Annotated in this window: 21 protein-coding genes, 1 tRNA gene, 1 pseudogene and 1 riboswitch; of the genes and pseudogenes, 22 read left to right on the plus strand and 1 reads right to left on the minus strand. The window is 68.2% G+C overall.

Annotation, left to right across the window (positions count from 1 at the left end; genetic code table 11):
* Positions 1 to 3: 3 nt before the first annotated feature.
* Genes IAI58_RS20635 through IAI58_RS20665 form a run of 7 tightly spaced genes read left to right on the plus strand, consistent with a single transcriptional unit; the run spans position 4 to position 9,424 of the window.
* Entirely contained in the window at positions 4 to 918 is a 915-nt protein-coding gene (locus IAI58_RS20635) for an oligopeptide/dipeptide ABC transporter ATP-binding protein (protein ID WP_237182975.1), read from the plus strand.
* Positions 919 to 944: 26 nt separating this feature from the next.
* On the plus strand, positions 945 to 1,709 hold the full coding sequence (locus IAI58_RS20640; protein ID WP_207448961.1) for an IclR family transcriptional regulator: 765 nt from the start codon (positions 945 to 947) through the stop codon (positions 1,707 to 1,709).
* A 28-nt stretch (positions 1,710 to 1,737) separates the two neighbouring features.
* Positions 1,738 to 2,880 carry a M20/M25/M40 family metallo-hydrolase gene (locus IAI58_RS20645; RefSeq protein ID WP_207448958.1) on the plus strand — a complete coding sequence of 381 codons (1,143 nt, stop codon included), beginning with the start codon at positions 1,738 to 1,740 and terminating at the stop codon, positions 2,878 to 2,880.
* On the plus strand, positions 2,877 to 4,652 hold the full coding sequence (locus IAI58_RS20650) for a hydantoinase B/oxoprolinase family protein (RefSeq protein WP_207448956.1): 1,776 nt from the start codon (positions 2,877 to 2,879) through the stop codon (positions 4,650 to 4,652). The genes IAI58_RS20645 and IAI58_RS20650 overlap by 4 nt, the downstream gene beginning before the upstream one ends.
* Positions 4,639 to 6,681 carry a hydantoinase/oxoprolinase family protein gene (locus IAI58_RS20655; protein WP_207448954.1) on the plus strand — a complete coding sequence of 681 codons (2,043 nt, stop codon included), beginning with the start codon at positions 4,639 to 4,641 and terminating at the stop codon, positions 6,679 to 6,681. Before IAI58_RS20650 ends, IAI58_RS20655 begins: the two co-directional genes overlap by 14 nt.
* Positions 6,678 to 8,081, plus strand: coding sequence for a M20 family metallopeptidase (locus IAI58_RS20660; RefSeq protein ID WP_208776291.1), 1,404 nt, complete (start codon positions 6,678 to 6,680; stop codon positions 8,079 to 8,081). The genes IAI58_RS20655 and IAI58_RS20660 overlap by 4 nt, the downstream gene beginning before the upstream one ends.
* Positions 8,078 to 9,424, plus strand: a complete 1,347-nt coding sequence (locus IAI58_RS20665) for an LLM class flavin-dependent oxidoreductase (protein WP_207448950.1) — start codon at positions 8,078 to 8,080, stop codon at positions 9,422 to 9,424. Before IAI58_RS20660 ends, IAI58_RS20665 begins: the two co-directional genes overlap by 4 nt.
* A 362-nt stretch (positions 9,425 to 9,786) precedes the next feature.
* Here IAI58_RS20665 and metZ read toward each other — a convergent pair.
* Positions 9,787 to 10,974 (minus strand): annotated as a pseudogene (gene metZ / locus IAI58_RS20670) (O-succinylhomoserine sulfhydrylase); the annotation flags it as partial.
* Between the two features lie 54 nt (positions 10,975 to 11,028).
* Positions 11,029 to 11,107, minus strand: a riboswitch (SAM riboswitch).
* 65 nt (positions 11,108 to 11,172) lie between these two features.
* On the opposite strand from metZ, the gene IAI58_RS20675 reads away from it, so the two are divergent.
* The 15 genes from IAI58_RS20675 (at position 11,173) to IAI58_RS20745 (ending at position 25,929) form a co-directional block, all read left to right on the plus strand.
* Positions 11,173 to 11,247, plus strand: a tRNA-Gly gene (locus tag IAI58_RS20675).
* Positions 11,248 to 11,629: 382 nt separating this feature from the next.
* Complete coding sequence (locus IAI58_RS20680; RefSeq protein WP_237182537.1) at positions 11,630 to 13,066, plus strand: M20 family metallopeptidase; 1,437 nt, start codon at positions 11,630 to 11,632, stop codon at positions 13,064 to 13,066.
* A gap of 24 nt (positions 13,067 to 13,090) precedes the next feature.
* Positions 13,091 to 14,677, plus strand: coding sequence for an ABC transporter substrate-binding protein (locus tag IAI58_RS20685; protein ID WP_408906212.1), 1,587 nt, complete (start codon positions 13,091 to 13,093; stop codon positions 14,675 to 14,677).
* A gap of 372 nt (positions 14,678 to 15,049) precedes the next feature.
* The gene (locus tag IAI58_RS20690; RefSeq protein WP_207448944.1) at positions 15,050 to 15,640 is read left to right on the plus strand and encodes a response regulator transcription factor; all 591 of its coding nucleotides are present in this window, start codon (positions 15,050 to 15,052) and stop codon (positions 15,638 to 15,640) included.
* Between the two features lie 246 nt (positions 15,641 to 15,886).
* Positions 15,887 to 16,237, plus strand: a complete 351-nt coding sequence (locus IAI58_RS20695; protein ID WP_207448942.1) for a hypothetical protein — start codon at positions 15,887 to 15,889, stop codon at positions 16,235 to 16,237.
* A 3-nt stretch (positions 16,238 to 16,240) separates the two neighbouring features.
* Complete coding sequence (locus tag IAI58_RS20700; RefSeq protein WP_207448940.1) at positions 16,241 to 16,825, plus strand: Pvc16 family protein; 585 nt, start codon at positions 16,241 to 16,243, stop codon at positions 16,823 to 16,825.
* 5 nt (positions 16,826 to 16,830) lie between these two features.
* A complete protein-coding gene (locus IAI58_RS20705) occupies positions 16,831 to 17,889 on the plus strand; it encodes a carboxypeptidase-like regulatory domain-containing protein (protein ID WP_207448938.1) in 1,059 nt (352 codons plus the stop codon).
* 27 nt (positions 17,890 to 17,916) lie between these two features.
* Positions 17,917 to 19,992 carry a phage tail sheath family protein gene (locus tag IAI58_RS20710; protein ID WP_207448936.1) on the plus strand — a complete coding sequence of 692 codons (2,076 nt, stop codon included), beginning with the start codon at positions 17,917 to 17,919 and terminating at the stop codon, positions 19,990 to 19,992.
* A 13-nt stretch (positions 19,993 to 20,005) separates the two neighbouring features.
* A complete protein-coding gene (locus IAI58_RS20715) occupies positions 20,006 to 20,443 on the plus strand; it encodes a phage tail protein (protein WP_207448934.1) in 438 nt (145 codons plus the stop codon).
* The gene (locus IAI58_RS20720; protein ID WP_207448932.1) at positions 20,443 to 22,740 is read left to right on the plus strand and encodes a phage tail sheath C-terminal domain-containing protein; all 2,298 of its coding nucleotides are present in this window, start codon (positions 20,443 to 20,445) and stop codon (positions 22,738 to 22,740) included. Before IAI58_RS20715 ends, IAI58_RS20720 begins: the two co-directional genes overlap by 1 nt.
* Positions 22,737 to 23,255 carry a phage tail protein gene (locus IAI58_RS20725; protein ID WP_207448930.1) on the plus strand — a complete coding sequence of 173 codons (519 nt, stop codon included), beginning with the start codon at positions 22,737 to 22,739 and terminating at the stop codon, positions 23,253 to 23,255. Before IAI58_RS20720 ends, IAI58_RS20725 begins: the two co-directional genes overlap by 4 nt.
* Before the next feature lie 11 nt (positions 23,256 to 23,266).
* Positions 23,267 to 23,482 (plus strand): hypothetical protein, encoded by a 216-nt coding sequence (locus tag IAI58_RS20730; RefSeq protein ID WP_207448928.1) that lies wholly within the window; start codon positions 23,267 to 23,269, stop codon positions 23,480 to 23,482.
* Between the two features lies 1 nt (position 23,483).
* Positions 23,484 to 24,185 carry a CIS tube protein gene (locus IAI58_RS20735; protein ID WP_207448926.1) on the plus strand — a complete coding sequence of 234 codons (702 nt, stop codon included), beginning with the start codon at positions 23,484 to 23,486 and terminating at the stop codon, positions 24,183 to 24,185.
* Entirely contained in the window at positions 24,182 to 25,387 is a 1,206-nt protein-coding gene (locus IAI58_RS20740) for a phage late control D family protein (protein WP_208776293.1), read from the plus strand. The genes IAI58_RS20735 and IAI58_RS20740 overlap by 4 nt, the downstream gene beginning before the upstream one ends.
* Positions 25,384 to 25,929: a phage baseplate assembly protein V gene (locus IAI58_RS20745; protein ID WP_207448922.1), complete on the plus strand. Its 546-nt coding sequence runs from the start codon at positions 25,384 to 25,386 to the stop codon at positions 25,927 to 25,929. The genes IAI58_RS20740 and IAI58_RS20745 overlap by 4 nt, the downstream gene beginning before the upstream one ends.
* Positions 25,930 to 25,934 lie beyond the last annotated feature (5 nt).

Here is a 25,934-nt window from a genome sequence, read left to right on the forward strand (position 1 = left end):
CAGATGTTCCGCGGAGAGCATCCGGTCCTGCGTGCCGTGGACGGAGTGGACCTGACGTTGCGGCCGGGGGAGAGTGTCGGGCTCGTGGGCGAGTCCGGCAGCGGCAAAACCACCATCGGCCGGCTGTTGTTAAAGCTGACGGAGCCCAGCGCCGGGCAGGTCGCTTTCGAGGGTGCCGATCTCAGCCAGCTCGACCGTATGGGGACCCGCCGGTTCCGACAGCGGGCCCAGCTCGTCTTCCAGAACCCCTTCGACGCGCTGAATCCCCGCTTCAGCATTGGCCGCGCCTTGCAGGAGCCGCTGCTCAATACAGGGGTGCCGCGCGCCGAGCACGAGGCGCGGGTGGCAGAGGCGCTGCGCACCGTTCATCTCAGCGATCCTTCGCAGGTCGTGGATCGCATGCCACATCAACTTTCCGGCGGGCAGTTGCAGCGCGTGGTTCTGGCGCGTGCCCTGGTGCTGCATCCCCATTTCCTGGTGGCAGATGAGCCGGTCTCGATGCTCGACGTTTCCGTACGGGCCGGAATCCTGAACCTGCTGCGCGAATTGCAGGAGAGGCTGGGCCTGACGACACTGGCCATTTCCCATGATCTCACGTTGGTGCGTTATGTCTGCGAACGCACGCTGGTGATGTATCTGGGCAAGGTGGTCGAGGATGGGCCGACCTCACGCGTTATCGCCAATCCGGCGCATCCCTATACCACGGCACTGATCAAGGCCGTGCCACGTCCGCATGTTGACCAGCCTCGCGACGCGCTGCCGCTGCACGGCGCCCTGGGCGACGCCTCGGATCTCGCGGGCGGCTGCCGGCTTCGCGATCGCTGCCCCCATGCCTTCCGGCGCTGCGCCGTGGAGGAGCCTCGCCTTGTCGAAGTCGCTCCGGGACATCGGGCGGCCTGTCACCTGCACGCGATGTAAAGCAGGAGCGCCGGGAGGAAACGGCCATGGACTATACGATCGCGGCGGTGGACCGGGCGCTGGCCCTGCTGGAAGTGGTAGCCGAGACGCCCGGCGTCGGGTTGAGCGAACTGGCGAGGCTGACGGGCAGCACCAAGACGCTGGCCTTCCGCATGGCCACTACTCTGGAAGCACGTGGTTATCTGCTGAAGGATTGCGAGACGCGTGGGTATACCCTGGGTTACAAGCCGCTGCTGCTGAGCGAGCGCATGCAGCATCAGATGCCGCTTCTGCGCGTGGCCAAGCCCGTGCTGGATGATTTGATGAACCGGACGCGGGAGAATGTTTCCCTACTCGTCCGGGACGATCTGCAGACCGTCTGTATTGGCATCCGCCAGTCGCCACAGCCGATCCGGCTCTATGCCGAACTCGGCCGACAGGGGCCGCTACATGTCGGCGGCGGACCGAAGCTGCTGCTGGCATTCGCGCCGGAGGAGGTGCAGGAAGCTGTCCTCACCGGCCTGCTGGAGCGCTTCACGCCCGAGACGATCACGGATGCCGGGCGGCTACGCGCCTTGCTCGTCCACATCCGTGAGCGGGGTTACAATATCAGCCATGGCGACCAGGATGCCGGTGCCTTTTCCATCGCGGCACCTGTCCGGGACCATTCCGGCCAAGTGGTCGCCTCCATTTCCGTCGCTGGCCCGCAGTCACGGCTGACCGGCGACCTCGAACGCCTCTACATCCGCATGATCGTCAATGCCGGCGCCGAGATCTCGGCGTTGCTGGGCTGGCGGGATGCGGCAGCGTGAGACCACCCGGACCGATTGGAGCCAGGCCATGAGCCAAAGCAATATCCCGCCCTTCGTGGCCGATGACCTGCTGCGCGAGATCCGTTCCTGGGTGGAGATCGAGAGCCCGACAACCGATGCCGCCGCGGTAGACCGGATGATGGATAAGGCTGCCGCCGATGCGGAGGCCGCCGGCGCGCGCGTCACGCGCATTCCCGGCCGTGACGGCTATGGCGGACATCTGCTGGCGACCTCTCCCTGGGGGGAGGAGGACGAGCCCGGTATCCTGGTGCTCAGCCACCTCGACACGGTGCATGCGATTGGCAGCCTCGCCGGCCCGCTGCCCTTTCGTGTCGAAGGTGACTGCGCCTATGGCCCGGGCATCTACGACATGAAGGGCGGTGCGCTGATCGCGCTGGCGGCGCTGAGGCATCTGGTCCGGTCGGGCCAGCGCGCGCCGCTGCCGGTGCGGCATCTCTTCGTCTCCGACGAGGAGGTCGGAAGCCACACCTCGCGTGAGCATATCGAGCGGGAGGCGCGCCGCGCACGCTATGTCCTGGTGACGGAGCCGGCGCGAGAGGGTGGTCGTATCGTCACGGCCCGGAAGGGTACGGCGCGGTTTGACCTGAAGGTCAAGGGAAAGGCCGCGCATTCGGGTGCGCGCCATGAGGACGGCCGCAGCGCCGTCAAGGAACTGGCGCGGCAGATCATCGACCTGGAGGCCATGACGGATTACGGCACCGGCGTCACGGTCAATGTCGGCCATATCGGCGGCGGCACCCGCGCCAATGTCGTGCCCGACTACGCCTGGGCCGAGATCGACATGCGGGTGCCGAACCAGGAGATCGGTGAACCGGCCGTGGCCCGCATGCTCGCGGTCAAGCCCTACGACCCCGACGTGACGCTGGAGATGACGGGTGGGCTGAACCGCCCTGGCTATGAGAAGTCCGATGCGATTGCATGGATGTTCGACCATGCGCGAGGCCTGGCGGCGGAGATCGGCTTCGATCTACGAGACCTGAAGACTGGCGGTGGCAGCGACGGCAATTTCACCGCTGCCATGGGCGTGCCGACGCTGGATGGTCTGGGCGTGGATGGCCAGGACGCGCACAGCTTCAACGAGCGGCTGTTCATCTCCTCCCTAGTGCCACGCGCGACGCTGATGCTGAGGCTGATGGAGACTTTGTCGTGAACGATGTCCTGCAGACGCGGCTTTGCGATCCGGTCACGCTGGAGATCGTGCGAGGTGCCATCCGCGCCGCGCAGGCAGAGATGGAGGCGCTGATCGAGCGCACCGCCATGTCCGCCTTCATCCGCGAAAAGAAGGATTTCTACACGGCGTTGTTTGATGCTGATGGGGTCATGGCCGTGGGTTCCAATGTTCCGGTCTTCGGCGATATCTGCGGAGCGGTTTTTCGCGACTTTCCGCCGGAGGACATGAAGCCCGGCGATCTCTATTGGTATAACGACTGCTATGGCTCGCATGGGGCCGTCAGCCATTCCAATGATCACGTCTTTCTCGCCCCCGTGTTCCATGAGGGACACCGCGTGGCTTTCGTGATGGGATGGGCGCATTTCGCCGATATCGGCGGGTTGCGCCCGGGCTCCATCAGCCCGGATGCGACCGATATCTTCCAGGAGGGCATTATCATTCCGCCGACGAAGCTCATCGCGGCAGGGGAGATCAATACCGCCGCGCTGAACATCTTCTACCGCAACTCCCGCTTCCCGCGCGCGGCGCAGGGCGACACCCGCGCCCTGATGGCCAGTGTGGAGCTGGGGGTGGCGCGCATGGCGGAGATTGCCGGGCGTTTCAGCGTCGATGTGCTGGCCGATGCGCTGCGCCAGCTCTTCGAGCGCACGAGGGAGACGGTGCGGGAACGGTTACGCGCGACCTTCCCGGTCGGCACGCACCGCTTCACCGATCGGATCGACGGGGACGGGCATGGCTCCGGCACTCTGCGTATTCGCTTTTCCCTGACCCGCACGGAGGATGACCGCTTCATCCTCGATGCCAGAGAGACGGATGATCAGTCGAAAGGGCCGGTCAATTTTCTGATGAACCCGGATGTTCCGGGCATGGCGCTCGGTCTCTACTTCCTGGGTGGCGAGGCGACGCAGGTGGTCAATGCCGGCGGTCCGCGCGCGCTGGATGAGGTGAGGCTGCGCGAGGGCTCGTTGGTGCAGCCGCGCTTTCCTGCGGCATTGGGCATGCGTGGCCTGACCATGATGCGCGTGCTGGCCGCGCTGAACGGGCTGGTCTCCGTGGCGGGCGGGGAGGCACCGGCGGCCCATGCAGCCTATGTCATCATGCTTCTGCGTGGCACGGCGGGCGGCAAGCCCTTCCTGATGAGCGATGGCATCGGCGTTGGCTACGGCGCGCGTGGCTTCGCTGATGGTATCGATGCCGTCTATTTCGTGGCGCAGGAGAATTATCCCGTCGAGTTCCTGGAGCTCGAATACCCGATCCGCCTCAACGAATACGGGATGCACCGCGATAGCGGCGGACCGGGGCGCTGGCGCGGCGGCTGCGGCATCGTGCGGGAGTACGAGGTGAGGGCCGAGGAAGCCGTCATGGCCATCCGCATCGACGGTGTCGAGAACCCGCCATGGGGCGCGGGCGGTGGCATGTCGGGCCGGCCGGGCCGGGTGGTGGTCAATCCCGGCACGCCACAGGAGCGGGTGCTGCGTCCGCTTTCCGATGGCAACAGGCTGGTGAAGGGCGATGTGCTCCGCATCGAGACGGGGGGAGGCGGTGGGCGCGGCCATCCCTACGACCGGCCGCCGGAGACGGTGCTGGCCGATGTGCTGGGCGGCATGGTCAGCGTGGCAGCGGCGGCGCGGGATTACGGCGTCGTCGTGGCGAATGGCGCGGTGGATCTGGCGAGCACCGAAGCCCTCCGCGCCGAGAGGCCGCAGACAAAGGAATTCCACCGCGGGAGCTACGCGCATGTCCTCGACTGAAACGGCGCGGCCGCTTTCCGTCGCCGTCGATATCGGCGGGACCTTCACCGACATCACCATCCAGGACAGCCTCAGCGGCCGCGCCTGGACAGCCAAGACGCCCTCGACGCCGCACGACCCGTCGGAAGCCTTCCTGACCGGCGTGCGCCTGGCGTTGGAGGCCGCGCGCGGCGAGGCCGTGGCTGTGGGCCGCGTGCTGCATGGCACCACCATCGCCACCAACATGATCCTGGAAGGGAAGGGGGCCAGGGCGGCGCTGGTGACGACCGCCGGATTCCGCCATGTGCTGGATATCGGCCGGCAGGACATTCCGCGCCGCGTCAATCTGCATGCATGGGTGAAACCCCAGCGCCCGGTCCCACCCTCCCGTGTCTTCGAGGTGGCGGAGCGTGTCTCGGCTCAGGGAGAGGTGCTGTTGCCACTGGATGAGGGCAGTGTCCGCGTTGCCGCCGAAGCCTGCCGGGACGCGGGCGTGACCGCCGTCGCTGTCTGCCTGCTGCATGCCTTCACCGCGCCCGGGCATGAACGCCGCGTGGCGGAGATGCTGCGGGACGCGCTGCCGGGTATCGCCGTCACCGCTTCGTCCGACGTGCTGCCGGTGGTGCGGGAATATGAGCGCAGCCTGGCCACCATTCTGAACGCGCAGGTGATGCCTGAGGTCTCCACCTATGTGCAGCGGCTGGAACAGCGGCTGGAAGGCGAGGGGATCGCGGCGCCCCTGCTGCTGATGAAGAGCAATGGCGGTGTGGCCGGCGCCGCGGCCATCCGCCGGGCGCCTGCCGTCACGGCCCTGTCCGGCCCGGCGGCGGGCGTGGTGGGCGCGCGCGCCGTCGCGGAAGCCGCGGGCTTCCCGGATATCATCACCGTCGATATCGGCGGCACCAGCGCCGATATCTGCCTGATGAAGGGCGGCGAGGTCGGACTGACCCAGACTGGCCATGTCGGTGAATGGCCGCTGCCCCTGCCCATGGTGGATATGGTGACGATCGGCGCGGGCGGTGGATCGCTGGCGCGGGTGACGGCCGATGGCGCCCTGGCCGTGGGGCCGGAAAGTGCCGGCGCCGTGCCGGGTCCGGCCTGCTATGGGCGTGGCGGCACCCGTGCCACCGTTACCGACGCGCATGTGGCGCTGGGCCATCTGCCTCCCAGCCTGCTGGGCGGGCGCATGACTCTGGACGTGGCGGCAGCCGAGGCGGCGGTGCGGGAGAATGTCGCGGGCCCTCTGGGGCTCGGACTGCACGAGGCGGCGCGGGGCATCCTGGCCATCACCGATGCCAATATGGTGGGCGCGGTGCGTGTCGTTTCGGTGGAGCGGGGGCATGATCCGCGCGACTTCGCGCTGGTGCCCTTCGGCGGCGCCGGGCCGCTGCATGGCTGCGCCCTGGCGGAGCTGCTGGGCATCGGCACCGTGCTGGTGCCGCCGTCGCCGGGCGTGCTCTGCGCCCAGGGCCTGCTGGCCGCCGACCTGAAGGCCGAGTTCAGCCGCAGCCTGCCCGACGCCACGCCCGAGGCGGTGGAGGCCGGCTATGCCGAGCTGGAAACCCAGGCCGAGGCCTGGTTCGCGGAGGAGCAGGTGCCTGCCGGGCGGCGGGAGACCCGCCGCGTCGCGCTGATGCGCTATGCTGGCCAGGGCGGGGAACTGGCCGTGCCCTGGCCGGACGACATGGAGGGCGCGGCCGCCGGATTCGCGGCCCAGCACCGGGCGCTTTACGGCTTCGACCTGCCGGAAGGCGCGGTAGAACTGGTGACGCTGCGGCTGGAGGCTGCCGGCCGGCTAAGCGGCAGCATCACTTCCACCCTGCCGCCGGGCCAGGGCGCTAGGCCGATGGGCCAGCACGCCGTGCACTTCGCTGGAGGCACGCAGCAGGCCGCGCTGTATGACCGCGCCACGCTGGGGGCAGAGGATGAATTCTCCGGCCCCGCCATCGTCACCCAGCTGGATGCCACGACGCTGGTGCCGCCGGGCTGGAGGGCACGCATGCATGCCTCCGGTGCCCTGGTGCTGCGCCGGCAGGAGATTGCCGCATGAGCCGCGATGCCGCGATCGCCGCCGCCCGCAAGTTGCTGGAGGATGGCAGCTACCTCACCGCCATGGCCCGGCGCGTCGCCATTCCGACCGCCAGCCAGGACCCCGAAAGCGCGCCGCATCTCCGGGCCTATCTGGCGGATGAAATGCTGCCCGACCTGCAATCCCAGGGCTTCACGGGGGAGATCTTCGAGAACCCGACAGGCAAGGGCGGTCCCTTCCTGATCGCGCGGAGGATCGAGGACCCTTCGCTGCCGACGCTGCTGACCTATGGCCATGGCGATACCGTGCTGGGCCTGGACGCCGGCTGGCATGAGGGCCTTTCCCCCTGGGTGCTGGCCCGGCGCGGGGAGCGGCTCTATGGCCGCGGCATCGTGGACAACAAGGGCCAGCATACCGGCAACCTGATGGCCATGGAGGCCGTGCGGCAACTGCGCGGCGGCCGCCTGGGCTACAACGTCACGGTCATGCTGGAGATGAGCGAGGAAGTCGGCTCCCCCGGCATCGAGGAAATCTGCCGGCAGCAGCGGGAACTGCTGGCCGCCGACGTGCTGATCGCCTCCGATGGCCCAAGGCTGGTGCCGGAAGTGCCGACCCTGACGCTGGGCACCCGTGGCGCGCTGGGCTTCGACCTGCGCGTGAAGTATCGGGAGGGCGGGCATCATTCCGGCAATTGGGGCGGGCTGCTGGCCAATCCCGGCATCCGGCTGGCGCATGCCATCGCCAGCCTTGTCGGCCCTGAAGGGCAGGTGCTGCTGCGGGACCTCGTGCCGGAGCGCATCCCCGACAATGTCCGCCGTGCCCTGGCCGATTGCCGCGTGGATGGCGGCGCGGACGGGCCGGAGATCAATCCCTGGTGGGGCGAGCCCGGCCTTTCGGCGGCTGAGAAGGTCTTCGGCTGGAATACTTTCGAGGTGCTGGCCTATAGCACCGGCAACCCCTCCGCGCCGGTCAATGCCGTGCCGCCCGAGGCCTCTGCCCGCTGCCAGATCCGCTATACCGTGGACAGGGATGTGGAAACCTTCCTGCCTGCCATCCGCCGGCACCTGGACGAGAAGGGCTTCAGGGATGTCGAGGTTGTATCCGTGAAGGGGGGCGCCGAGTGGCGCGCCACCCGCATGGACCCGGATGGCCCCTGGCCCCGTCTGGTGGCGGACTCCATCCGCCGCACCACCGGCCGCGCGCCGATGATCGTGCCGAATGCCGGCGGCTCCCTGCCCAATGATAGTTTTGCCGTCACGCTGGGCCTGCCTACCATCTACATCCCGCATTCCTACAGCGGTTGCTCCCAGCACGCGCCCAACGAGCATGCGCTGATGCCGCTGGTGCGAGAGGGGCTGGAGATCGCCGCCGGCGTCTTCTGGGATCTGGGAGAGCAGCCCTGGCCGGGGCGGGCGGTATGATGCCCGGGAAGCCGATGCATCTGGGCGCCTTCTTCTTCACCCCCGGCAGCCATTCCGCCGGCTGGCGCCATCCGGACGCGGTGCCGGAGACGGATATGTCCTTCTCGCATTACGTCTCCATGGCGCAGACGGCGGAGCGAGGGCTGCTGGACTGCCTGTTCTTCCAGGACACGGCGGCGGTTGTCGGAAGCGGCGCGCTGCATGGCGGCAGCCCCTGGCGTCCCGGCACCGGCCGCCAGGTCTTCCCGGAGCCTGCGACACTGGTGGCCGCGCTGGCGGCGGTGACGCAGAAGATCGGGCTGGTGGCCACGGCCACCACCACCTACGGCGACCCCTACACGGTCGCGCGCCGCTTCGGCAGCATCGACCATATCAGCGGTGGCCGCGCCGGCTGGAACCTCGTCACCTCGCAGATTGAGGACGAGGCCGGCAATTTTGGCTTCGACAGCCATCCCGGTCATGCCGAACGCTACGAGCGTGCCGAGGAATTCCACGACGTCGTCTGCGGCCTCTGGGACAGTTTCGAGGAAGGGGCCTTCCCGCGCGACAAGCAGACCGGCCAGTTCCTGGACACCGGCAAGGCGCATATCCTGAACCATGCCGGCAGGCACTTCCGGGTTCGTGGACCGCTGAACCTGCCGCGCTGCCCGCAGGGGCGGCCGGTGATCGCCCAGGCCGGTTCATCCGGGCCTGGCAAGCAGCTCGCCTCCCGCGTGGCGGACATGATCTTCACCGCGCAGAGCATCCTGGCCGAGGGCCAGACCTTCTACCGGGACGTGAAGGCGCGCGCGGCGGAACATGGGCGTGACCCGGACCATGTGAAGATCATGCCGGGGCTGATGGTCGTCACCGCCCCCACCGAGGAAGAGGCCCAGGCGAAGTACCGTTCGCTGGAGGCGCTGGTGGATGACGAGACGGCCATCGCGCTGCTCTCCCGCCTCTGCGGCGATCTTGATATCCGCAGCTATCCTGTCGATGGCCCGCTGCCGGAACTGCCGCCGAGCAATGCCGCCCGTGCGCGGCAGGAGCATCTGGTCGCCAAGGCGCGACGGGAGAAGCTGACCATCCGGCAGGTGGCGCGCTATCTCGGCACCTCGCTCGGCCATCACATGGTGGTTGGCGCGCCGGCGAAGGTGGCGGATGTCATGCAGGAATGGCTGCAGGGCGGTGCCTGCGACGGATTCATGCTGCTCTTTCCATACTACCCAAAGCCGCTGGAAGACGTCGTCGATCACCTGGTGCCGGAACTGCAGCGCCGTGGCCTGTTCCGCACCGCCTATGAAGGCTCGACGCTGCGGCAACACCTCGGGATCCCTGAACCCCGCAACCGCTACGCTCTCTGAAACACATCAGGGAGCGGCGCTGTGCGGAGCGCCCCCAGGGACGGGGGGGCGGGATGCCCCCCCCAGCCGTCTCAGCTCTTGCGGCGGCGCTTGGCCGGCGTTGCGGCGGGCGCCGGATCAGCCGCGGCCGGCTCCGCCTCCGGCCGGCCCTGCGGCTCACGGAACAGGCCCTGCATCGCCTCGGCGAAGAGATCCGGCTCCTCCTGCCTGGCGGCACGGGCCGGGGCTTCAGCCGGCGCGGCAGGCTCGCGCTTGTCACGGGGCGTCTTGGCTGCCGGGGCGCGCTCTGGCGCTGCCGCCGAAGCCTCCTCCACCACCATGCGCGCGGCCGATTTCGGACGCGGGCCGGTAGTGCCGGCTGCGGCATCCAGCGCCGTCGCGATATCCTCGATCAGGTCCGCCACATCCTCCAGCCCGACGGAGAGCCGCACCGAGCCATCGCTGATGCCCAGGCGCGCCCGTTCCTCCGGGGCCACCTTGCTATGGGTCGTGGTGGCGGGGTGGGTGACCAGGCTCTTGGCATCGCCAAGGTTGTTGGAGATGTCGATGACCCGCAGCGCGTCCAGGAAGCGGAAGGTCGCTTCCTTGCCGCCCTTGATGTCGAAGCTCACCAGGGAGCCGCCGGCCGCCATCTGCTGCTTGGCGAGGCCATATTGCGGATGGCTGGCCAGGAAGGGGTAGTAGACGCGCGCCACTTCCTCCCGCTCCTCCAGCATCTGGGCGATGGCGGCGGCGCTGCGGCACATGGCGGGAACGCGCAGGTGCAGCGTCTCCATGCCCTTCAGGATGGTCCAGGCATTGAAGGCGGACATGGCCGGGCCGGTGTTGCGGGTGAAGGGCTGCAGCACCTCCTCGACCCACTTCTTATTGCCCAGCACGGCGCCGCCCAGCACACGGCCCTGGCCGTCGAAATGCTTGGTAAGCGAATAGACCACCACATCGGCACCGAACTTCAGCGGCCTCTGCAGCAGCGGGGTGGCGAAGACATTGTCCACCACCACGATGGCGCCGGCCTTGTGAGCCAGCTCGGAGACGGCGGCGAGGTCCACCAGCTCCAGCATGGGGTTGGAGGGCGTCTCCAGCAGCACCAGCTGGCAGGGGCGCTTCAGCGCGGCCTTCCACTGTTCCAGATCGGCGCCATCGACGAATTCGGTCTGGATGCCGTAGCGCGGCAGCAGGGTGGAGACGATCCAGTAGCACGAGCCGAACAGCGCCCTGCTGGCGACCACCCGGTCCCCGGTCTTGAGATGCGCCAGCAGCGCCGCGCTGACGGCGGCCATGCCGGTCGCGGTCACGCGGCAGGCTTCAGCGCCTTCCAGCAGCGCCAGCCGCTCTTCCAGCATGGAGATGGTCGGGTTGCCGAAGCGCGAATACTGGAACTTCTGCACCTCGCCCGTGAAGGTCTGCTCGGCCTGCTGGGCGCTGTCATAGACGAAGCCGGAGGTGAGGTAGAGCGCCTCCGACGTCTCGTCCTGGTTGCTGCGCATCAGCCCGCCGCGAACGAGGAGGGTGGCGGGCCGCAGCGGGCGGTCGGAGACAGGCTTGGCCATTGGGCGCGAGACTCTCGGGTTATGTAAAACCCGGCCCGGTCGGACGAGGACGAGCGGTGCCCCGCCACGGCCGTTTAGCGCGGTTGTTTAAGCTCGCCGCAAGCTGGCCGGACAAATCGCGAGCGCCCCATTTCCGGGGCGGGCCGACCTTACGCCCGGCTTGCCGAGCGCACAAGGGCAGGCTAAGACTGTTGCGACGCGGGCGTAGTTCAGAGGTAGAACGTCAGCTTCCCAAGCTGAATGTCGTGGGTTCAATTCCCATCGCCCGCTCCATTTTTCAGATATTTAGCCTTGTCGCGGTGCCCCGGATGAAGCCGGAGGCCAAGCGATTCGGCGGCTGCGCTGCAAGCCCCGGGCCCATCCCGGCCGGCATCACAGCGAAGGCCCCTGCCGGGCCCGCCGGCCGGCTCCCTCACAGCAGCAATGCATCATCCGCGCCCCTGTCGAATGCCCAAGCTCAGGCTTGCCGTCGGCTGCGCGCGCGATCCGCGTCCCTGTTCAGCCGGGTGAAATCCGAAGAGGGCCGGAGAACACAAGGCAGATATGTTTCCAGGCACTGGCACGTGTTGCCCCGGGGACCCGTGGCGCACTAGGTAGCGCCCTGCCTTTCCATTCGCCTGACTGAACGGCGAAACCGACGCCTGCAGGAGAAAGCATGCGCAACGAACCCGTCGCCCTGTCCGACCTTTCCGCCAGCGTCGATAGCAAGAGCCCAGCCTTCACGGCCGTCGCCGACCGGATCTGGGACCATGCGGAACTGCGCTTCGACGAGTACCGCTCGATCGAGGAGCAGATCGCCCTGCTGGAGGCCGAGGGCTTCCGCGTCACCCGCAATGTCGGCGGCATTCCCACCGCCTTCGTCGCGGAATCCGGCTCCGGCGGACCGGTCGTGGGCTTCCTGGGCGAGTTCGACGCCCTGGCGGGGCTGAGCCAGGAAGCGGGCGTGACGGAGCCGCGCCCGGTGAAGCCCGGTGCCACCGGCCATGGTTGCGGCCATAACCTGCTGGGGGCCGGCGCCATGCTGGCGGCCGTGGCCGCGCGGGATGCCCTGGCGGCCAACGGCCTGCCGGGCACGGTGCGCTACTACGGTTGCCCGGGCGAGGAGGGCGGCTCCGGCAAGACCTTCATGGCGCGCGCCGGCGCCTTCGACGACATCGACGCCGCCGTCTCCTGGCACCCGGGCGTGGTCAGCGCCGTGATGTCCTCCCTCTCGATGGCCAATTTCCAGGTCTATTTCCGCTTCAAGGGCCGCGCCTCGCATGCCGCGGGCTCGCCCTGGCTGGGCCGCTCGGCGCTGGATGCGGTTGAGATCATGAATGTCGGCGTGAACTACCTGCGCGAGCACATGCCTCTGGACTGCCGCGTGCACTACGCCATCACCAACAGCGGCGGCAATTCGCCCAATGTGGTGCAGGCGGATGCCGAGGTGCTCTACCTGATCCGTGGCCCGCGGGTGAAGGACGCCCAGGCGCTGTTCGAGCGCGTGAAGGCCTGCGCCGAGGGCGCCGCCATCATGACCGGCACGCGGATGGAGATGGAGATCGACAAGGCCTGCTCCAACACCATCCCGAACACGGCGCTGGAGATGCGCATGTTCGAGAACCTCTCCAACCTCGGTGCCCCGGCCTTCGACGAGACCGACCGCGCCTTCGCCGCCGAGATCCGCCGCTCGCTGAGCGAGGAGGACATCGCCGACAGCATTGGCGCCGTCGGCGCGCCGGAGGAGGTGGGCGCGCAGCCGCTGCATCAAGGCGTGCTGCATTTCGACGGCACCTCCCGCCCCGGCACCGGCTCCACCGATGTGGGTGATGTCAGCCAGATCGTGCCGACGGTGCAGTGCTGGGGCCCCACCTGGGCGGTCGGCACACCCTTCCACACCTGGCAGGCCGTGGCGCAGGGCAAGAGCCCCAGCGCGCACAAGGGCATGATCCAGGCGGCCAAGGGCATGGCCGCCACGGCGCTGGACATCTTCCAGGACCCCGAGCTGCTGGCCCGCGCCAAGGCGGAGCTGAAGCAGCGCACCGGTGGCAAGCCCTATGCCTGCCCCATCCCTGACGACGTGCTGCCGCCGCCGCTGCGTGGCCGCCGCTGATCAAGACGGAACCGCAAGATCATGATGCACACGAAGCTCCGGCACGCCCTGCGCGCCGGCACTGCCGCCTTCGCGCTGCTGGTGCTGGCACCTCTGGCGCAGGCCCAGGAACTGAAGGTGGCGATCGGGTCGCAGGTCACCTCGATCGACCCCCACTACCACAACCTCACCCCCAACTCGACCGTCGCCGGGATGGTCTTCAATTCGCTGGTTGGCACTGACGCGCGTGTGCGGCTGCGGCCGAACCTGGCGGAATCCTGGCGCCCGGTCGATGACAGCACCTGGGAATTCAAGCTGCGTCGGGGCGTGAAGTTCCATAACGGCCAGGACTTCACGGCGGAGGATGTCGCCTTCACGCTGGAGCGTGTGCCGAACGTGCCGAACTCGCCCTCTTCCTACGCGCAGTTCACGCGGGCCATCAAGAGTGTCGAGATCGTCGATCCGCTGACCGTCCGCTTCCGCACGGAAGGCCCCTATCCGCAGCTACCCAACGACCTCACCGGCGTCATGATGCTGGACCGGCAGACGCATGAGGGCGTGACCACCGAGGACTTCAACAGTGGCCGCGCCGCGATCGGCACCGGTCCCTTCCGCTTCGTCTCCTATCGGAACGGCGAGAGCGTGGTGCTGGAGCGCAACGATGCCTACTGGGGTGACAAGCCGCATTGGCAGAAGGTGAGCTACCGCATCATCACCGGCGATGCGGGCCGTACCTCCGCGCTGCTGGCTGGCGACGTGGACCTGATCGACCAGGTGCCGACCAGCGATCTGGCGCGGCTCCGCAAGGACAGCCGCATCCGTGTGGAGGAGACGGTCGGCCTGCGCCTGATCTACCTGGCGCTGGACCAGGCGCGGGAGGATAGCTCCCCCCTCATCACCGGCCCCAACGGGGAGAAGCTGGACCGCAACCCGCTGCGCGATCCGCGCGTGCGCCGCGCCCTCTCCCTGGCGCTGGACCGGACGGCCATCGCCGCGCGCGTGATGGAGGATGCGACGGTGCCGACCGGGCAGATCATGCCCGAAGGCACCTTCGGCTATGCCCCCGATATCGCCGCGCCGAAGGCTGACCCGAACGCCGCGAGGAAGCTGCTGGCTGAGGCGGGCTATCCGAAGGGCTTCCGCATCACCCTGCACGGCCCGAACGACCGTTACATGAATGATGCGCGCATCATCCAGGCCGTCGGCCAGATGTGGACGCGCATCGGCGTGCAGACGGCGGTGGAGGCCCAGCCCTTCACCACCTTCGTCGCCCGCGCCGGGCGTGGTGAGACCAGCGCGCATCTGATGGGCCTGGCCGCCACCACGGGCGAGGCCGGGACCATGCTGCGTTCCCTGGTGGCCACCCAGAACCGCGAGGCCGGCATGGGCGCTTCCAACCGCGGCCGGTACTCCAACCCCGCGCTGGATGCCAGGTTGGCGGAAGCCATGCGGACCCTGGACGACGGCAGGCGCGAAGCCCTGCTGCAGGAAGCAGCGCGCATCGTGGCCGAGGACCAGGCGCTGATCCCCGTGCATATCCAGAAGAATGCCTGGGCGATGCGGCGCAACCTGACCATCGATGCGCGGGCCGACGAATATACGCGCGCGCAGGACATCCGCCCGGCAGAGTAAGCCGGCCAGAAAGACGGGATCGGGGTCTTTCAGCGCGCTGGAAGGCCCCAACTATCTCTATGAGCGAATACTTGGCGGTTTTCTGAGTGAGGCACATGTCCACGTCAGGAATTAATATTATACTCGTTCGTCAGCCATGAAGAGTTCATTGTTCAGGTCGTTTGTCTGCAACTGACTACAACGTGATTTGCACTGCTTACGCTTTCTTTTTGAGGATAACACTCCCGCAGAATATGTTGCGAAATCAGCATGGAGGGGAGGGCGGTGAGCCAGAGGGCCGGTCCCGGCTCCGTTCCCATGGCCAGGCCGTCGGCGGCCGGCGCAGGGTGCGACGGATCGCTTCGCGTTGCTGTCGCCAGCGATATTCGCCTGGTGCGCGACGGCATATGCCTTGGCCTTGCCGAACATGCCGATGTCACCGTGGTCGGCACCACCGGATGCAGCAACCCGGATCTGCGGCAGCTCAGCGCCTGGCTGCCGGCGGTGGTGCTGGTGGATATCGACCGTGGCAACCCGACGCGGATCGCGCAGCGCCTTGCCCAGGCCTGCCCGGAGGCGAAGCTCGTGATGTTCGCCATCGCCGAGGAAGATGAGGAAGTGCTGGCCTGCGCCGCCGCAGGCTACGCCGGTTATGTGCCACGGGATGGCGGGACGGTCGAACTCTATCGCGCCGTCATGGATGCGGCGCAGGGCCGCCTCTGCTGCGCGCCGCATATCGCGGCGGCGATGTTCAACCGCCTCGGCAGCCTGCTGCGCCCGGAACGGCATCTCGCCTTGCCGGAGCTGACGCCACGCGAAAGCTCAGTGCTGCACCTCGTTGAGCAAGGCTGCTCCAACAAGGATATCGCCCGCCAGCTGCGGATCAGCGCGGCCACGGTGAAGAACCACATGCACAGCATCCTGCAGAAGCTGCGTTGCAGCCGGCGCGGCGAGGCCGGCGCGAGGCTGCGCCTTGGCCGCTGACGTGTTGAGGGATACCGACCTTCCCTCGGCCTGATCCACAACATGATGCAAGCGGCCTGCCGGCGGTTCCGAAGACCTTAGCTCCATCCAGCGGAAGTTTCGGCCCGTCTTTGCCTACCCGCGGCATAGGCCGTTCGGCCCAGGCCATCCATCCGGTGGCCCGGATCGCCGACCTGCCCGTCCGGTCCATGGCGCCGCCATGGACCCGCGTCCGATACTCCCGGCCTGCACGCGGGAGTATCCGCCTTGGCCAGGACCGTCCTGATCGCCGATCTGCCCCAGACGCTGGAGGATCTGATCGCCGGCATCCTGTCGCGCCGGGCGGAGGTGACAGTCGTACGGGGCGCGACGGGAACCGACGGCCTGCTCTCCGCGGCCCGCAAAGCCGGCGCGGGCGTCGTTGTCGTTGCCCGCACCGATCCCGCCGATCCCTTTGGCGTCGATCCGGCTTATGGCACCGCGGCTGGCATTGCCGTGCTGAGCCTCTCGCCGAATGCCAGCTGGGCCTGTCTGCACCGGCTGCTTCCCTCCCACGAGTGCTTCGAGGATGTCTCGGTCAACGAGATCGTCGACGCCGTGCTCGGCAAGGCGGGCTGAGCCATGGATGGCAGCATTCTCGGAGATGCCAGCCTGAGCCTGCAACGGATGCTGGAGGACGAGATCCGCATCAGCTTCCCGGACACCTCGGTGTCGCTGGAATCCCCCAAGCTCGCCCGTCCGAATGCGCCGGGGGAGATGGTGGTCTCGCTCTGGCTGCACCGCGTCAGCCGGCAGGCGGATATGCTCAATCATCCGCCACGGCGAATCGGTCCCGACCGTGTCGAGGCGCCACGCCTGCCCATCGACCTGCATTTCCTCGCCACGCCCCTGGGTGGCGATGCTGTGACGCGGCAACGCCTGCTGGGCGTGACGCTGCAGGCACTGCAAGCCAATGCCGTGCTGGCCGCCGACCGCCTGGCGGCTCCGCTGGTGGCCGCCGGCATCGACGCGCTGCGGCTGCATCTGGAGCCCTATGACACGGAGGATCTGGCGCGGCTCTGGCATGCGCTGTCCGAGCCATTCGAGCTTTGCGCTGCCTATGTGGTGGATTTCGTGCTGCTGCCGGCCGGCAGCCAGCCCCGCCCGGCCGCGCGCGTGGTGGACCGGCGGCTGCGTTTCGGCGCCGCCCCAGCCGTGGCGGGATAGGGGCGATGCGCGCGGGCATCATCCTCGACCTCACCGCGCGGCGACTGGTGCTGGCGGTGCTGCGCGTGCTGGACGAGGACGGCGTGACGCCCGTGCATCTGCCGGAAACGCCGCCGGCCGCCGACGATCCCAGGGTGGTCGTGCTGGTCCGGGAGCCGGGGTTGCTCGCCATCGCCGGCGATCCCTCGCTGCTGCTGCTGCCCGGGCCGGGCAATCCGCCCGCCGTCACGCTGAATCTCCGCCTGACCGGTTTCCGCCCCGCCGAGATCACGATGACGCTTCCGCCCGCCGCGGTTCCACCGGTGGGCTTGCCCGATCTCATCCTGCGCCGGCTTCCTAAGGATCTGAATGGCAGGATCGTCGTGGCGGTGACAGGCGCTCCCTTGTCCGGCATCGCCGTCACCATCGCCCCGGCCTCGCCGCTCACGGGGCATCCGCTGCTTCTCTCTCCCGTGCTGGCGGCCGATGTTCCGGCCGGCACGGATGTGCGCGGCTTCGGGTTGAGCCCGGTGGGCGGCGCCGTGCCCCTGAAACACCTCCACGCGCCCGCCGAGGCCGGAAGCACGGCGATCGAGCTGGATGACCGCCAGGATTTGGCCGTGGGGCAGATCCTGCGCTTCGGCCCGCCAGGGCGCCGCAGCTTCGGCCGCGTCACCTTCGTGGCCGCCGGCCCGGCGCCGCTGACGGCCCCGGGGCTGGTGCTGCTGGGCGCGCCGCTTTCCGCCAGCCTCCGTCAGGGTGACGAGGCTGAGGCCTTCACCCTCGGCGTGCCCGCCGGGCCTGGCACCACCACTCTTGGCCAGGCCTATGCCGGGGAGGGGATGTTGGTCACCGCCGCGGCGGTGGCACCCGGCGCCGTGCTGGCCATCGGCCCAGCCGCCACGGCGGCCCTGCATGGCAGTCCGGCCCTGAGCGACGCGGATGGGCGCTACCGCATCCCCGGCCTGGCGCGCCTGCCGCGCCTGACCGCCAGCGTCGCCGCGCCCGGCTTCGCGCCGCGCAGCCGCACGGTGGTCATGGCGGCGGACGGCGGCAGCAGCCTCGATTGGCGACTCACCCCATGACCGCGCCGAAGGCCGCGAGGAGGGCCCATGCCTGATTACACCGCCCCAGGCGTCTATATCGAGGAACTGGACCTCAAGCCCCCCTCGATCGAGGGCGTCAGCCTGAGCACCGCCGGCTTCGTGGGCGCCACGATGCGCGGGCCGACCACCGGGCGCCCGATCCTGGTCACCGGCCCGGCCGAGTTCCGCCGCCGCTTCGGCGGGGTCTTTCCCGCGACCTCTCCTGTCGCCGCCGTGGGCGAACTGCCGCTGGCGGTGGAAGGCTTCTTCGCCAATGGTGGCAAGCGCCTCTACGTGATGCGCGTGGCGCCCGCCGGGACGACAGCCACGCAGTTCGCCACCCAGGGCGGCCTGGTCACGCGGCTCGCCACGGGCTCGCCCGCCACGGTCGGGGCGACGACCTTCCGCCCGGCCACGCTGCGCGGCCTGCGTCCGGGACTGGAGGTCACGCTGCGGATGCTTCGTGACGGCGTTGCCTACAGCTCCAGCCCGTTGACCATCGCCGCCGGCGGCATCGACCGCATGACGGGGCTGGTCACGCTGTCGGCGGTGATCGACATGACGCCGGCCGGCGGCCCCCCCGCTTTCGCGCCGGACAGCACGGCGGTCCTGACCAATGCAAGCGGCGTCGGCGCCGACGGCAGCATCGCCACTGGCGCGCGGCCGGCCTCGCTGACCCTGGTGGCCGCCGATGCCGGCGCCTGGGCCGACGGGCTCGTGGTCACCGCGCAGCATGAAGCCGGCGCCCGCGCGGAATATGTGGCGCTGATCGCCCCCACGGCGGTGGATGACAACAAGCTGAGGCTGAGTTCCACCGCCGGGTTCTATGTCGATGCCTGGGTGGAGATCGACCGTGGCGCCGGGGCGGCCAAGGCCTATCGCCGGGTTCTGGCCGTCAATGGCCCGGTCGTGACGCTTTCGGGCGATCCCATGGCGGCGGGCGATGTCGACCCGTTGCCGAATACCGGCCGCACCCTCGTCACTGTCGCCGAATTCGGCCTGACCGCCACCTACGAGACGACGGTGGAGCGTATCTCCGGCCTCACCCTCGCACCGGTGCCGGGGCGGGGGGTAGAGGCTGCGCTGGCCGCGCGTTCCACGCTGATCCACGTGCTGCCGGGCTCCATGCCCGCCACCACGGACCCGCTGACCTTTCCCTCCGGCGCCGACGGCCTGCGCTTCGCCGTCAGCGCGCCCGGCGCCGATGCCGCGCCGGCCGCGATGGATATCATCGGCACGGATGGCGGACCCGGCGCCCGGACCGGATTGCGGGCGCTGGAGGATGTCGAGGATATCGCCATGATCGCTGCCCCTGGCTGGGGCGACCAGGCGGTGCAGCAGACCATGATCGACCAGTGCGAGGCCATGCGCTACCGCATTGCCTTGCTGGACCCCGAGGCGACCGGAGGCGCCGCCCCGACCCTGCCGCAGATCCAGACGCAGCGACTTCGCTTCGACAGCAAATACGCCGCTGTCTACTATCCCCGTGTCACCGTGACCACGCCCGGCGGGCCGCGTGCCATCGGCCCATCCGGTCATGTCGCCGGGCTGATCGCGCGCATCGATGCGGAGCGCGGCGTGGTGAAAACACCGGCCAACGAGGTTCTGCGCGGGCTTCTGGACGTGGAGACGCAGGTCAACCGCGCCGAACACGGCGTGCTGAACCCCGGCCCGAACAACATCAACGTCATCAGGAACTTCCGTGACGAAGGCAGGGGAATCCGCGTCTATGGCGGGCGCATGGTCACCAGCCTCTCGGACTGGCGATACATCGCCGTGAGGCGTCTTTTCATCTTCATCGAGAAATCCATAGAGCGCGGCACGCAATGGGCCGTCTTCGAACCGAACGGGCCAGATCTGTGGTCGAAGCTGACCGACAGCGCCGATGCCTTCCTGACGCGGCTCTGGCGTGATGGCGCGCTGCTGGGGAACAGGAAGGAGCAGTCCTTCTTCATCGCCTGCGGCCCGGAGACCATGAGCCAGGACGATGTCGACAATGGCAGGCTGATCATGGAGATCGGCATCGCGCCGGTGAAGCCCGCGGAGTTCGTCATCATCCGCATCAGCCAGACCGCCTCCGGCGCGCTGGTCGAGGAAGCCTGAGGGAGAACCGACCATGGCGAACGGCGATCGAAACGATCCCCTGCGCGGCTATAACTTCCGCGTCGAGATCGGGCCCATCAGAAATCTGGGCTTCCGCGAGTGCTCCGGCCTGACCTTCGAGACCAACGCCATCGAATACCGCGAAGGCGCCGACAAGCAGCTGCATGTACGGAAGCTCTATGGTCTCCGGACCTTCGGGAACCTCCTGTTCCGGCACGGCATCATCGGCGATCGCCGGTTGTGGGAATGGTATCTGCAGGTACTGAACGGTTCGGCTCCGCGCCGGGAGGGCGCGGTGGTGCTGACCGATGAGGCCCAGGCCCCGCAGTGGCGCTGGCGCTTCTATGAGGGATTCATCTCGAAATGGGAAGGACCCAGCTTCAATGCCACGGCGAATGAGGTAGCCGTCGAGAGCATCGAGATCTGCGTCGAGCGGGTCGAGGTGGTCTGATGGATCGCGCGCCCGGTCTCTACTGGACCCCACCACGGAAGCCCGCCGCGCTGCCGGCGACGGCGATCGACGTGCCGGCATTCATCGGTCTTGCCGAGCGTGGGCCGCTCCATGCCGTCACGGTGGTCGAGGGCTGGCCAGGATTCAAGGAGATCTTCGGGGGCTTCTGGAGCGGCGCGCAACTGGCCTGGACGGTGCGCGGCTTCTTCGAGAATGGCGGGCGGCGCTGCCATGTGGTGCGCGTTGCAGCCGCGCCGGCCGCAGCGCTGAGCAGCGGTGTGCAGCCGGCGAACCGGCTTTCCAGTCTCGTGGACAGTACGCTGGGATTCGCCGCCGGGGCCGCTGTGCGCGTCGAGCAAGCGGTCGATACCACCGCCACCGGTCCCCAGCCGGTGGATCGTCAGGCTTCCATCGTGGCGGATGCCGGGGGGCTACTGGCCGGCGACCGCGTTGCCATCAGCCAGGCCGGGCAGAGAACCATCTGGCGTGTATTGCAAGACGTCGATCCGGCGGCGCAGCGGCTGACCTGGGATAGCGCGCTGCCCCCGGAATATGACCTGACGCAGCCGATCGATTTCTCATTGACGCGCGCGGTCATGTGGCTGCTGGACCATGCTGCGCCGGGTGCGCTGCATTGGGCCGCACCCTTGCCGGATTCTCTCGCGCTCAATCGGCCGATGCGCTTCATGACCGGTACCGCGCCGGCCGAAGGCGTGCTGTATGACGAGAACGGCGCTCCGATCCTGCGCATCGCCGCCGCGACTGCGGGCGCCTGGGGCAACGCGCTGGAGGTCCGGCTTTCACGTGGCGTCTCGGCGGAGACGCGCAGTCGCAGCGTGCCGGTCGCCGATGCGCCTGACGCGCTTTCCGCCGCCTCGCTCAACGGCTTTTCCGAGGGCGCAACGCTGACCCTGTCGCAGGATGGCACACCGCCATTGCGTCGCCGCCTGCGCGGTATCGACACGACCGCGCGCCGGCTGTTGCTCGACCAGTCTCTGGTCGGGTTCTCCATGGGTGACGCCGCCAGCGGAGCGCGCCCCATTTCCGTGCGGAGCGAGAGTTTTTCCCTGACCGTGCTGGAAGCGGGACGCCTGGTGGAATCCCACGGCGCGCTGGCACTGCCCGAGAGTGGCGATCTCCCGCTGATCTCCAGACGCATCCTCGCCACGCGCCTGGCTACCCCGCCGGGATATCCAATGCCCGATCCACAGGCCGGCCTCTTCCCGGCCGGGGTCCTCCTGCTCTCCGGCGGCCGCGATGGATGCGCCGCCGTGACCGACCTCGACCTCCTCGGCGGACTGGAACTCCTGGCGCAGGTCGACGAGCCGGCCGCCATTGCCATACCCGACGCACAGCCCGAGCCGACCGCCGCGCGCCAGACGGCGACCCTGCCGGCCATGCCGCCCGATCCCTGTGTGCTGGACGGGGCGCCCTCCATGTCGTTGCCGGAAGCCATCGTCAGCGTGCGAGAGGCCATGCCGCCCTTGACTTCAAGCGACCTGCGGACGGTGCAGCGCGCCATGATCGCGCAATGCGAGGAGAGGGGGGACCGCATCGCCTTGCTCGATGCTCCACGTGGCGGCGTGGCCGATCCCTTCGACCCTGATGCCGTGCGGGACTGGCGCATCGGGATCGAGACCCGCTTCGGCGCGCTCTACTGGCCCTGGCTCCAGGTGGCTGATTCCGACGCTCCACGCGCCGCCAGCCGGCTGATACCGCCTTGCGGCCATGTCCTGGGCATGGTCGCTGCGTCGGATGCCGGTTTCGGTCCGCAAAAGGCGCCTGCCAACCTGCCGATGGAATGGGTGCAGGCAGTGACACGGGAGGCCGAAGAAACACGCCGCGCGCTGCTGAACGAAGCAGGCATCAACGTCATCCGGGCGTTACCCGCGCGCGGAATTCGTGCTTGCGGCGCGCGCAGCCTGTCGCAGGAGCCGGACCATCGGCTGTTGAACATGCGGCGCATCATGATCATGTTGCGCCGCGCCCTGCGCGTTGGCTTGGCCTGGGTTCCCTTCGAGCCGGATAATACCATGCTGCGGCGCCAGATTCGCGGTGCGCTGGAATCCTTCCTGGAGGAACTGTGGCGCCAGGGCGTCCTGGCCGGCACGGTGGCAGAGGAAGCCTTCGCGATCAGCATGGAGCCGCCCGATGACGGGCGGCTGGTGATCAATATCGCCGTTGCCCCGGTTGCTCCGGCGGAATTCGTGCTGCTGACGCTGACGCGGCAGGACGAAGCCGTGGAGATCGCCGAGCCAATGGTCCCGCAGCGCGACAGGCTGGGAGCAGCCGCATGAGCGACACGCTGCGCAAGGACCCGGTCGTCGGATTCAACTTTGCCGTCTCGCTGACGGAGAGCGCAGGAATCGGCAGCTTCGTCTCCCTCACTGTGGGGCTGCCGCCGCAGGGCGGCTTCTCGGAGGTCTCCGGCCTCGACCTGACGATACAGGCGGAGGAATTCCGCGAGGGCGGCAATAACGGCACGGTGTTGAAGTTCCCGGGCCGGGCGGTCTGGGGAAATCTCAAGCTGCGGCGTGGAATCGTCCGCGCCGCCGATCTCTGGGACTGGCATCGAGGCTTCCTCGAAGGCCGCGGCAAACGGCGGGATGGCGTGGTGACCCTGCTCGACGAAAGCGGAGAGGCGGTACGCAGCTGGCGCTTCACGCGCGGCCTGCCTGTGCGATGGACCGGACCCGGCCTGAATGCGCGCGAGGCGCAGGTGGCGGTCGAGGAAATCGAAATCGCGCATGAGGGCATCCGGCAGACCGGCGGCGACGGCAGCTTGCTGGGTGCAATCGGCAATCTCTTCTGAGGATGGCGGTGATGGACGAGAACACGGAAACGAGCGTGCATATCGAGGAGATTGAGGCCAGCGTCAGTGTCATGGACGATGCTGCCTTGCTCTCGCCCGATGTCATGCGCCGTGTCGTGGCCGAGGTCATGGCGCGGATGGAGGCCAGCCAGCGGAGCCGTGGCATCGCGCTCGCCAACACGCGCCTCGGCCGCTCGGCCGCGCTGCGGCCGGACCGGGTCGGCTGAGATGAAGGCGCTCGCCAAGGCGGAGATCCACCGGCTGAACCCGGACGGCACGCCTTCCGGCAAATCGCTGCGCGTGCAGTTCAATCCAAATGAATTCACCCTCACCAAGGGCGCGCAACTGGCGGAGATACCTATTCCGGGTCTGGATTCACCCATCATCCAGTTCGTGCGCGGTCAGGCCGAGACCATGGGGTTCGACCTGTTCTTCGATTCCACGGAATCCGGTACAGGGCCCACCGCCGAGGCCGTGACGGCGAAAACGGATGCCTTCTACGACCTGGTGAAGATCGAGGGCGACCGCCACGCGCCGCCGGTCATCCTTTTCGCCTGGGGTGGTGATGCATTCCCCGGACACCGTACCGCAGACAGCCAGCAGCGCCACGGCTTCAAGGCGGTGGTGGAAAGCGTGCGCCAGCGCTTCACCTATTTCTCCAGCCTGGGCCTGCCGTTGCGCGCCACGCTGACCCTGGCGCTCCGCGAATACAAGACGCTGGACCAGCAGATCCAAGAGTTGCACCTGCGCTCTCCCGATCACACCAAGGCGCATGTCGTCCGTGCGGGCGAGACCATCACCCGCATCGCCGAACGCACCGCTGGCGATCCGCGCGACTGGCGCAGGATCGCCGAGGCGAATGGCATCGACGACCCCCTGGCTCTGCCTCCCGGGCAGCGGCTGCTCGTGCCACCGGTGGACTGGCCATGACCGGGACCCTCATCGAGCTGGCCACGAGCAACCGGTCCTATTACGTGCCGGGCTTCGAGCTGCGCGTGCGCGGCGCGCCGATGCCGCGCAATGTGGTTCGCGATATCAGCGAAGTGACCTACGAGGACAGTGTCGAGCGGGTCGACAGCTTCACCTTGACGGTCGCCAACTGGGATTCCCTTCGCCGGCAGCCGAAATACATCGGCCTGCCCCGCGACCGAGCGGGCGAGGCGAATGCCAGGATCTTCGAGCCGGGCAATGAGCTGCAACTTCGGATCGGCTACGACGGTAAGCCCGTGCTGATGATGACCGGCTTCATCACCACGCTGGATGTCGAGTTCTCCGATCAGTCGGTTCCGAAGATGACAGTCCACGGGCTGAACGTCATAGATCGCCTGCGGATCCGGCAATACACCTGGAGCTGGCCGGATGACAGCGCCACCAGCATCCGCGACAGCGACGTCGCCAAGGCGCTGGAAGGTCCGCCCGGCGATGATCGCGGACGCCCGGGCCTGGGCATTCCCGTGCGTATTGACGCGGCGGCGCGGGGGCGGGAGGTGCCGCAGCCACATATCTTCATGAACAATCAGTATCCGATCGTTTTCCTGCTCGAGCGCGCGCGCCGCCTTGGCTACGAGATCTCCATCGATGAGGAGGCGGCAGCGGGGCAGGCCAGTCCTCGCCGCGTTCTCTTCTTCGGCCCGAGTACCCAGCGCCCGGATGTCACCTATGTGCTGGAATGGGGCAAGTCCTTGCAAAGCTTCCGGCCCCTCTTTTCCTCGGCGGGGCAGCTCTACTCGGTGCGCGTCTGCGGCTGGAACCGGCGCACGAAGGAGCGGATCGAGGAGCGGGTGACGCTGGATGAGATCGCGCCGGCGGAGCTGCCAAACCCTGACCTCGTCGCCGTGGCGCGGGCCGCCAACCGGGAGGATGTGGTGACGGATGAGCCGGTGAGCAGCGCCGCCGATGCGCGTCGCCTCGCCATCAGCCGGCTATGTGGCCAGCAGCATGAGATGGTCACCGCCTCCTGCGCGACGGTCGGCCTGCCTGACCTGCGGGCCGGGCGCAAGGTGATGATCCGTGGCACGGGCCTGCCGTTTGACGGCGTCTACTTCATCACCGCGACACGTCACGTCATTGGCGAGAGCGGCTACCGCACGAGTTTCGAGGCCAAGCGTATCGGGCCGGAGCCAGGACGATGAACGCATTCCATTCCGGCACCGAGAGCGTCAGTCGCATGGAAGGGTTGGTGACCGGCACAGTCGCCGATGTCGACGACCCGCTGGGCGAGGGCCGCATCAGGGTGAATATCGACAACATGCCCGGAAAGCCGCTGACCGACTGGGCGCCTGTCGCGGCCGCCATGTCTGGCGGCGGGCGGGGCTGCTGGTTGATGCCGGAAGTGGGCGACGAAGCCGTGGTCGGCTTCCTGCACGGCGATCCCAAGGCGCCGTTGGTGCTGGGCTTCCTCTGGAACGGCCGTGACAAGCCGCCGTCGAAGAGCGCGCGGGAGCGCATGATCCGCTCATTGAACGGCCATACCATCCGGCTGATCGACGCCGACCCCGAAGCGGGGGCGCAGGGTGCGGTAGTCATCGAGGACGCGCACGGCAACCGTATCACCCTGTCGAACGGCCGGATCTCCATCAGCGCGGTCGCGCTCCTGGCTCTGGAGGCACCGATCATCACTCTTTCGGGGACGGGATGGAGCCGCGTGGTTTCGCCTAGCTCCAACCCGATCTGAGGGGA

It is taken from the genome of Roseomonas marmotae (assembly GCF_017654485.1).
GTDB lineage: Bacteria > Pseudomonadota > Alphaproteobacteria > Acetobacterales > Acetobacteraceae > Pseudoroseomonas > Pseudoroseomonas marmotae.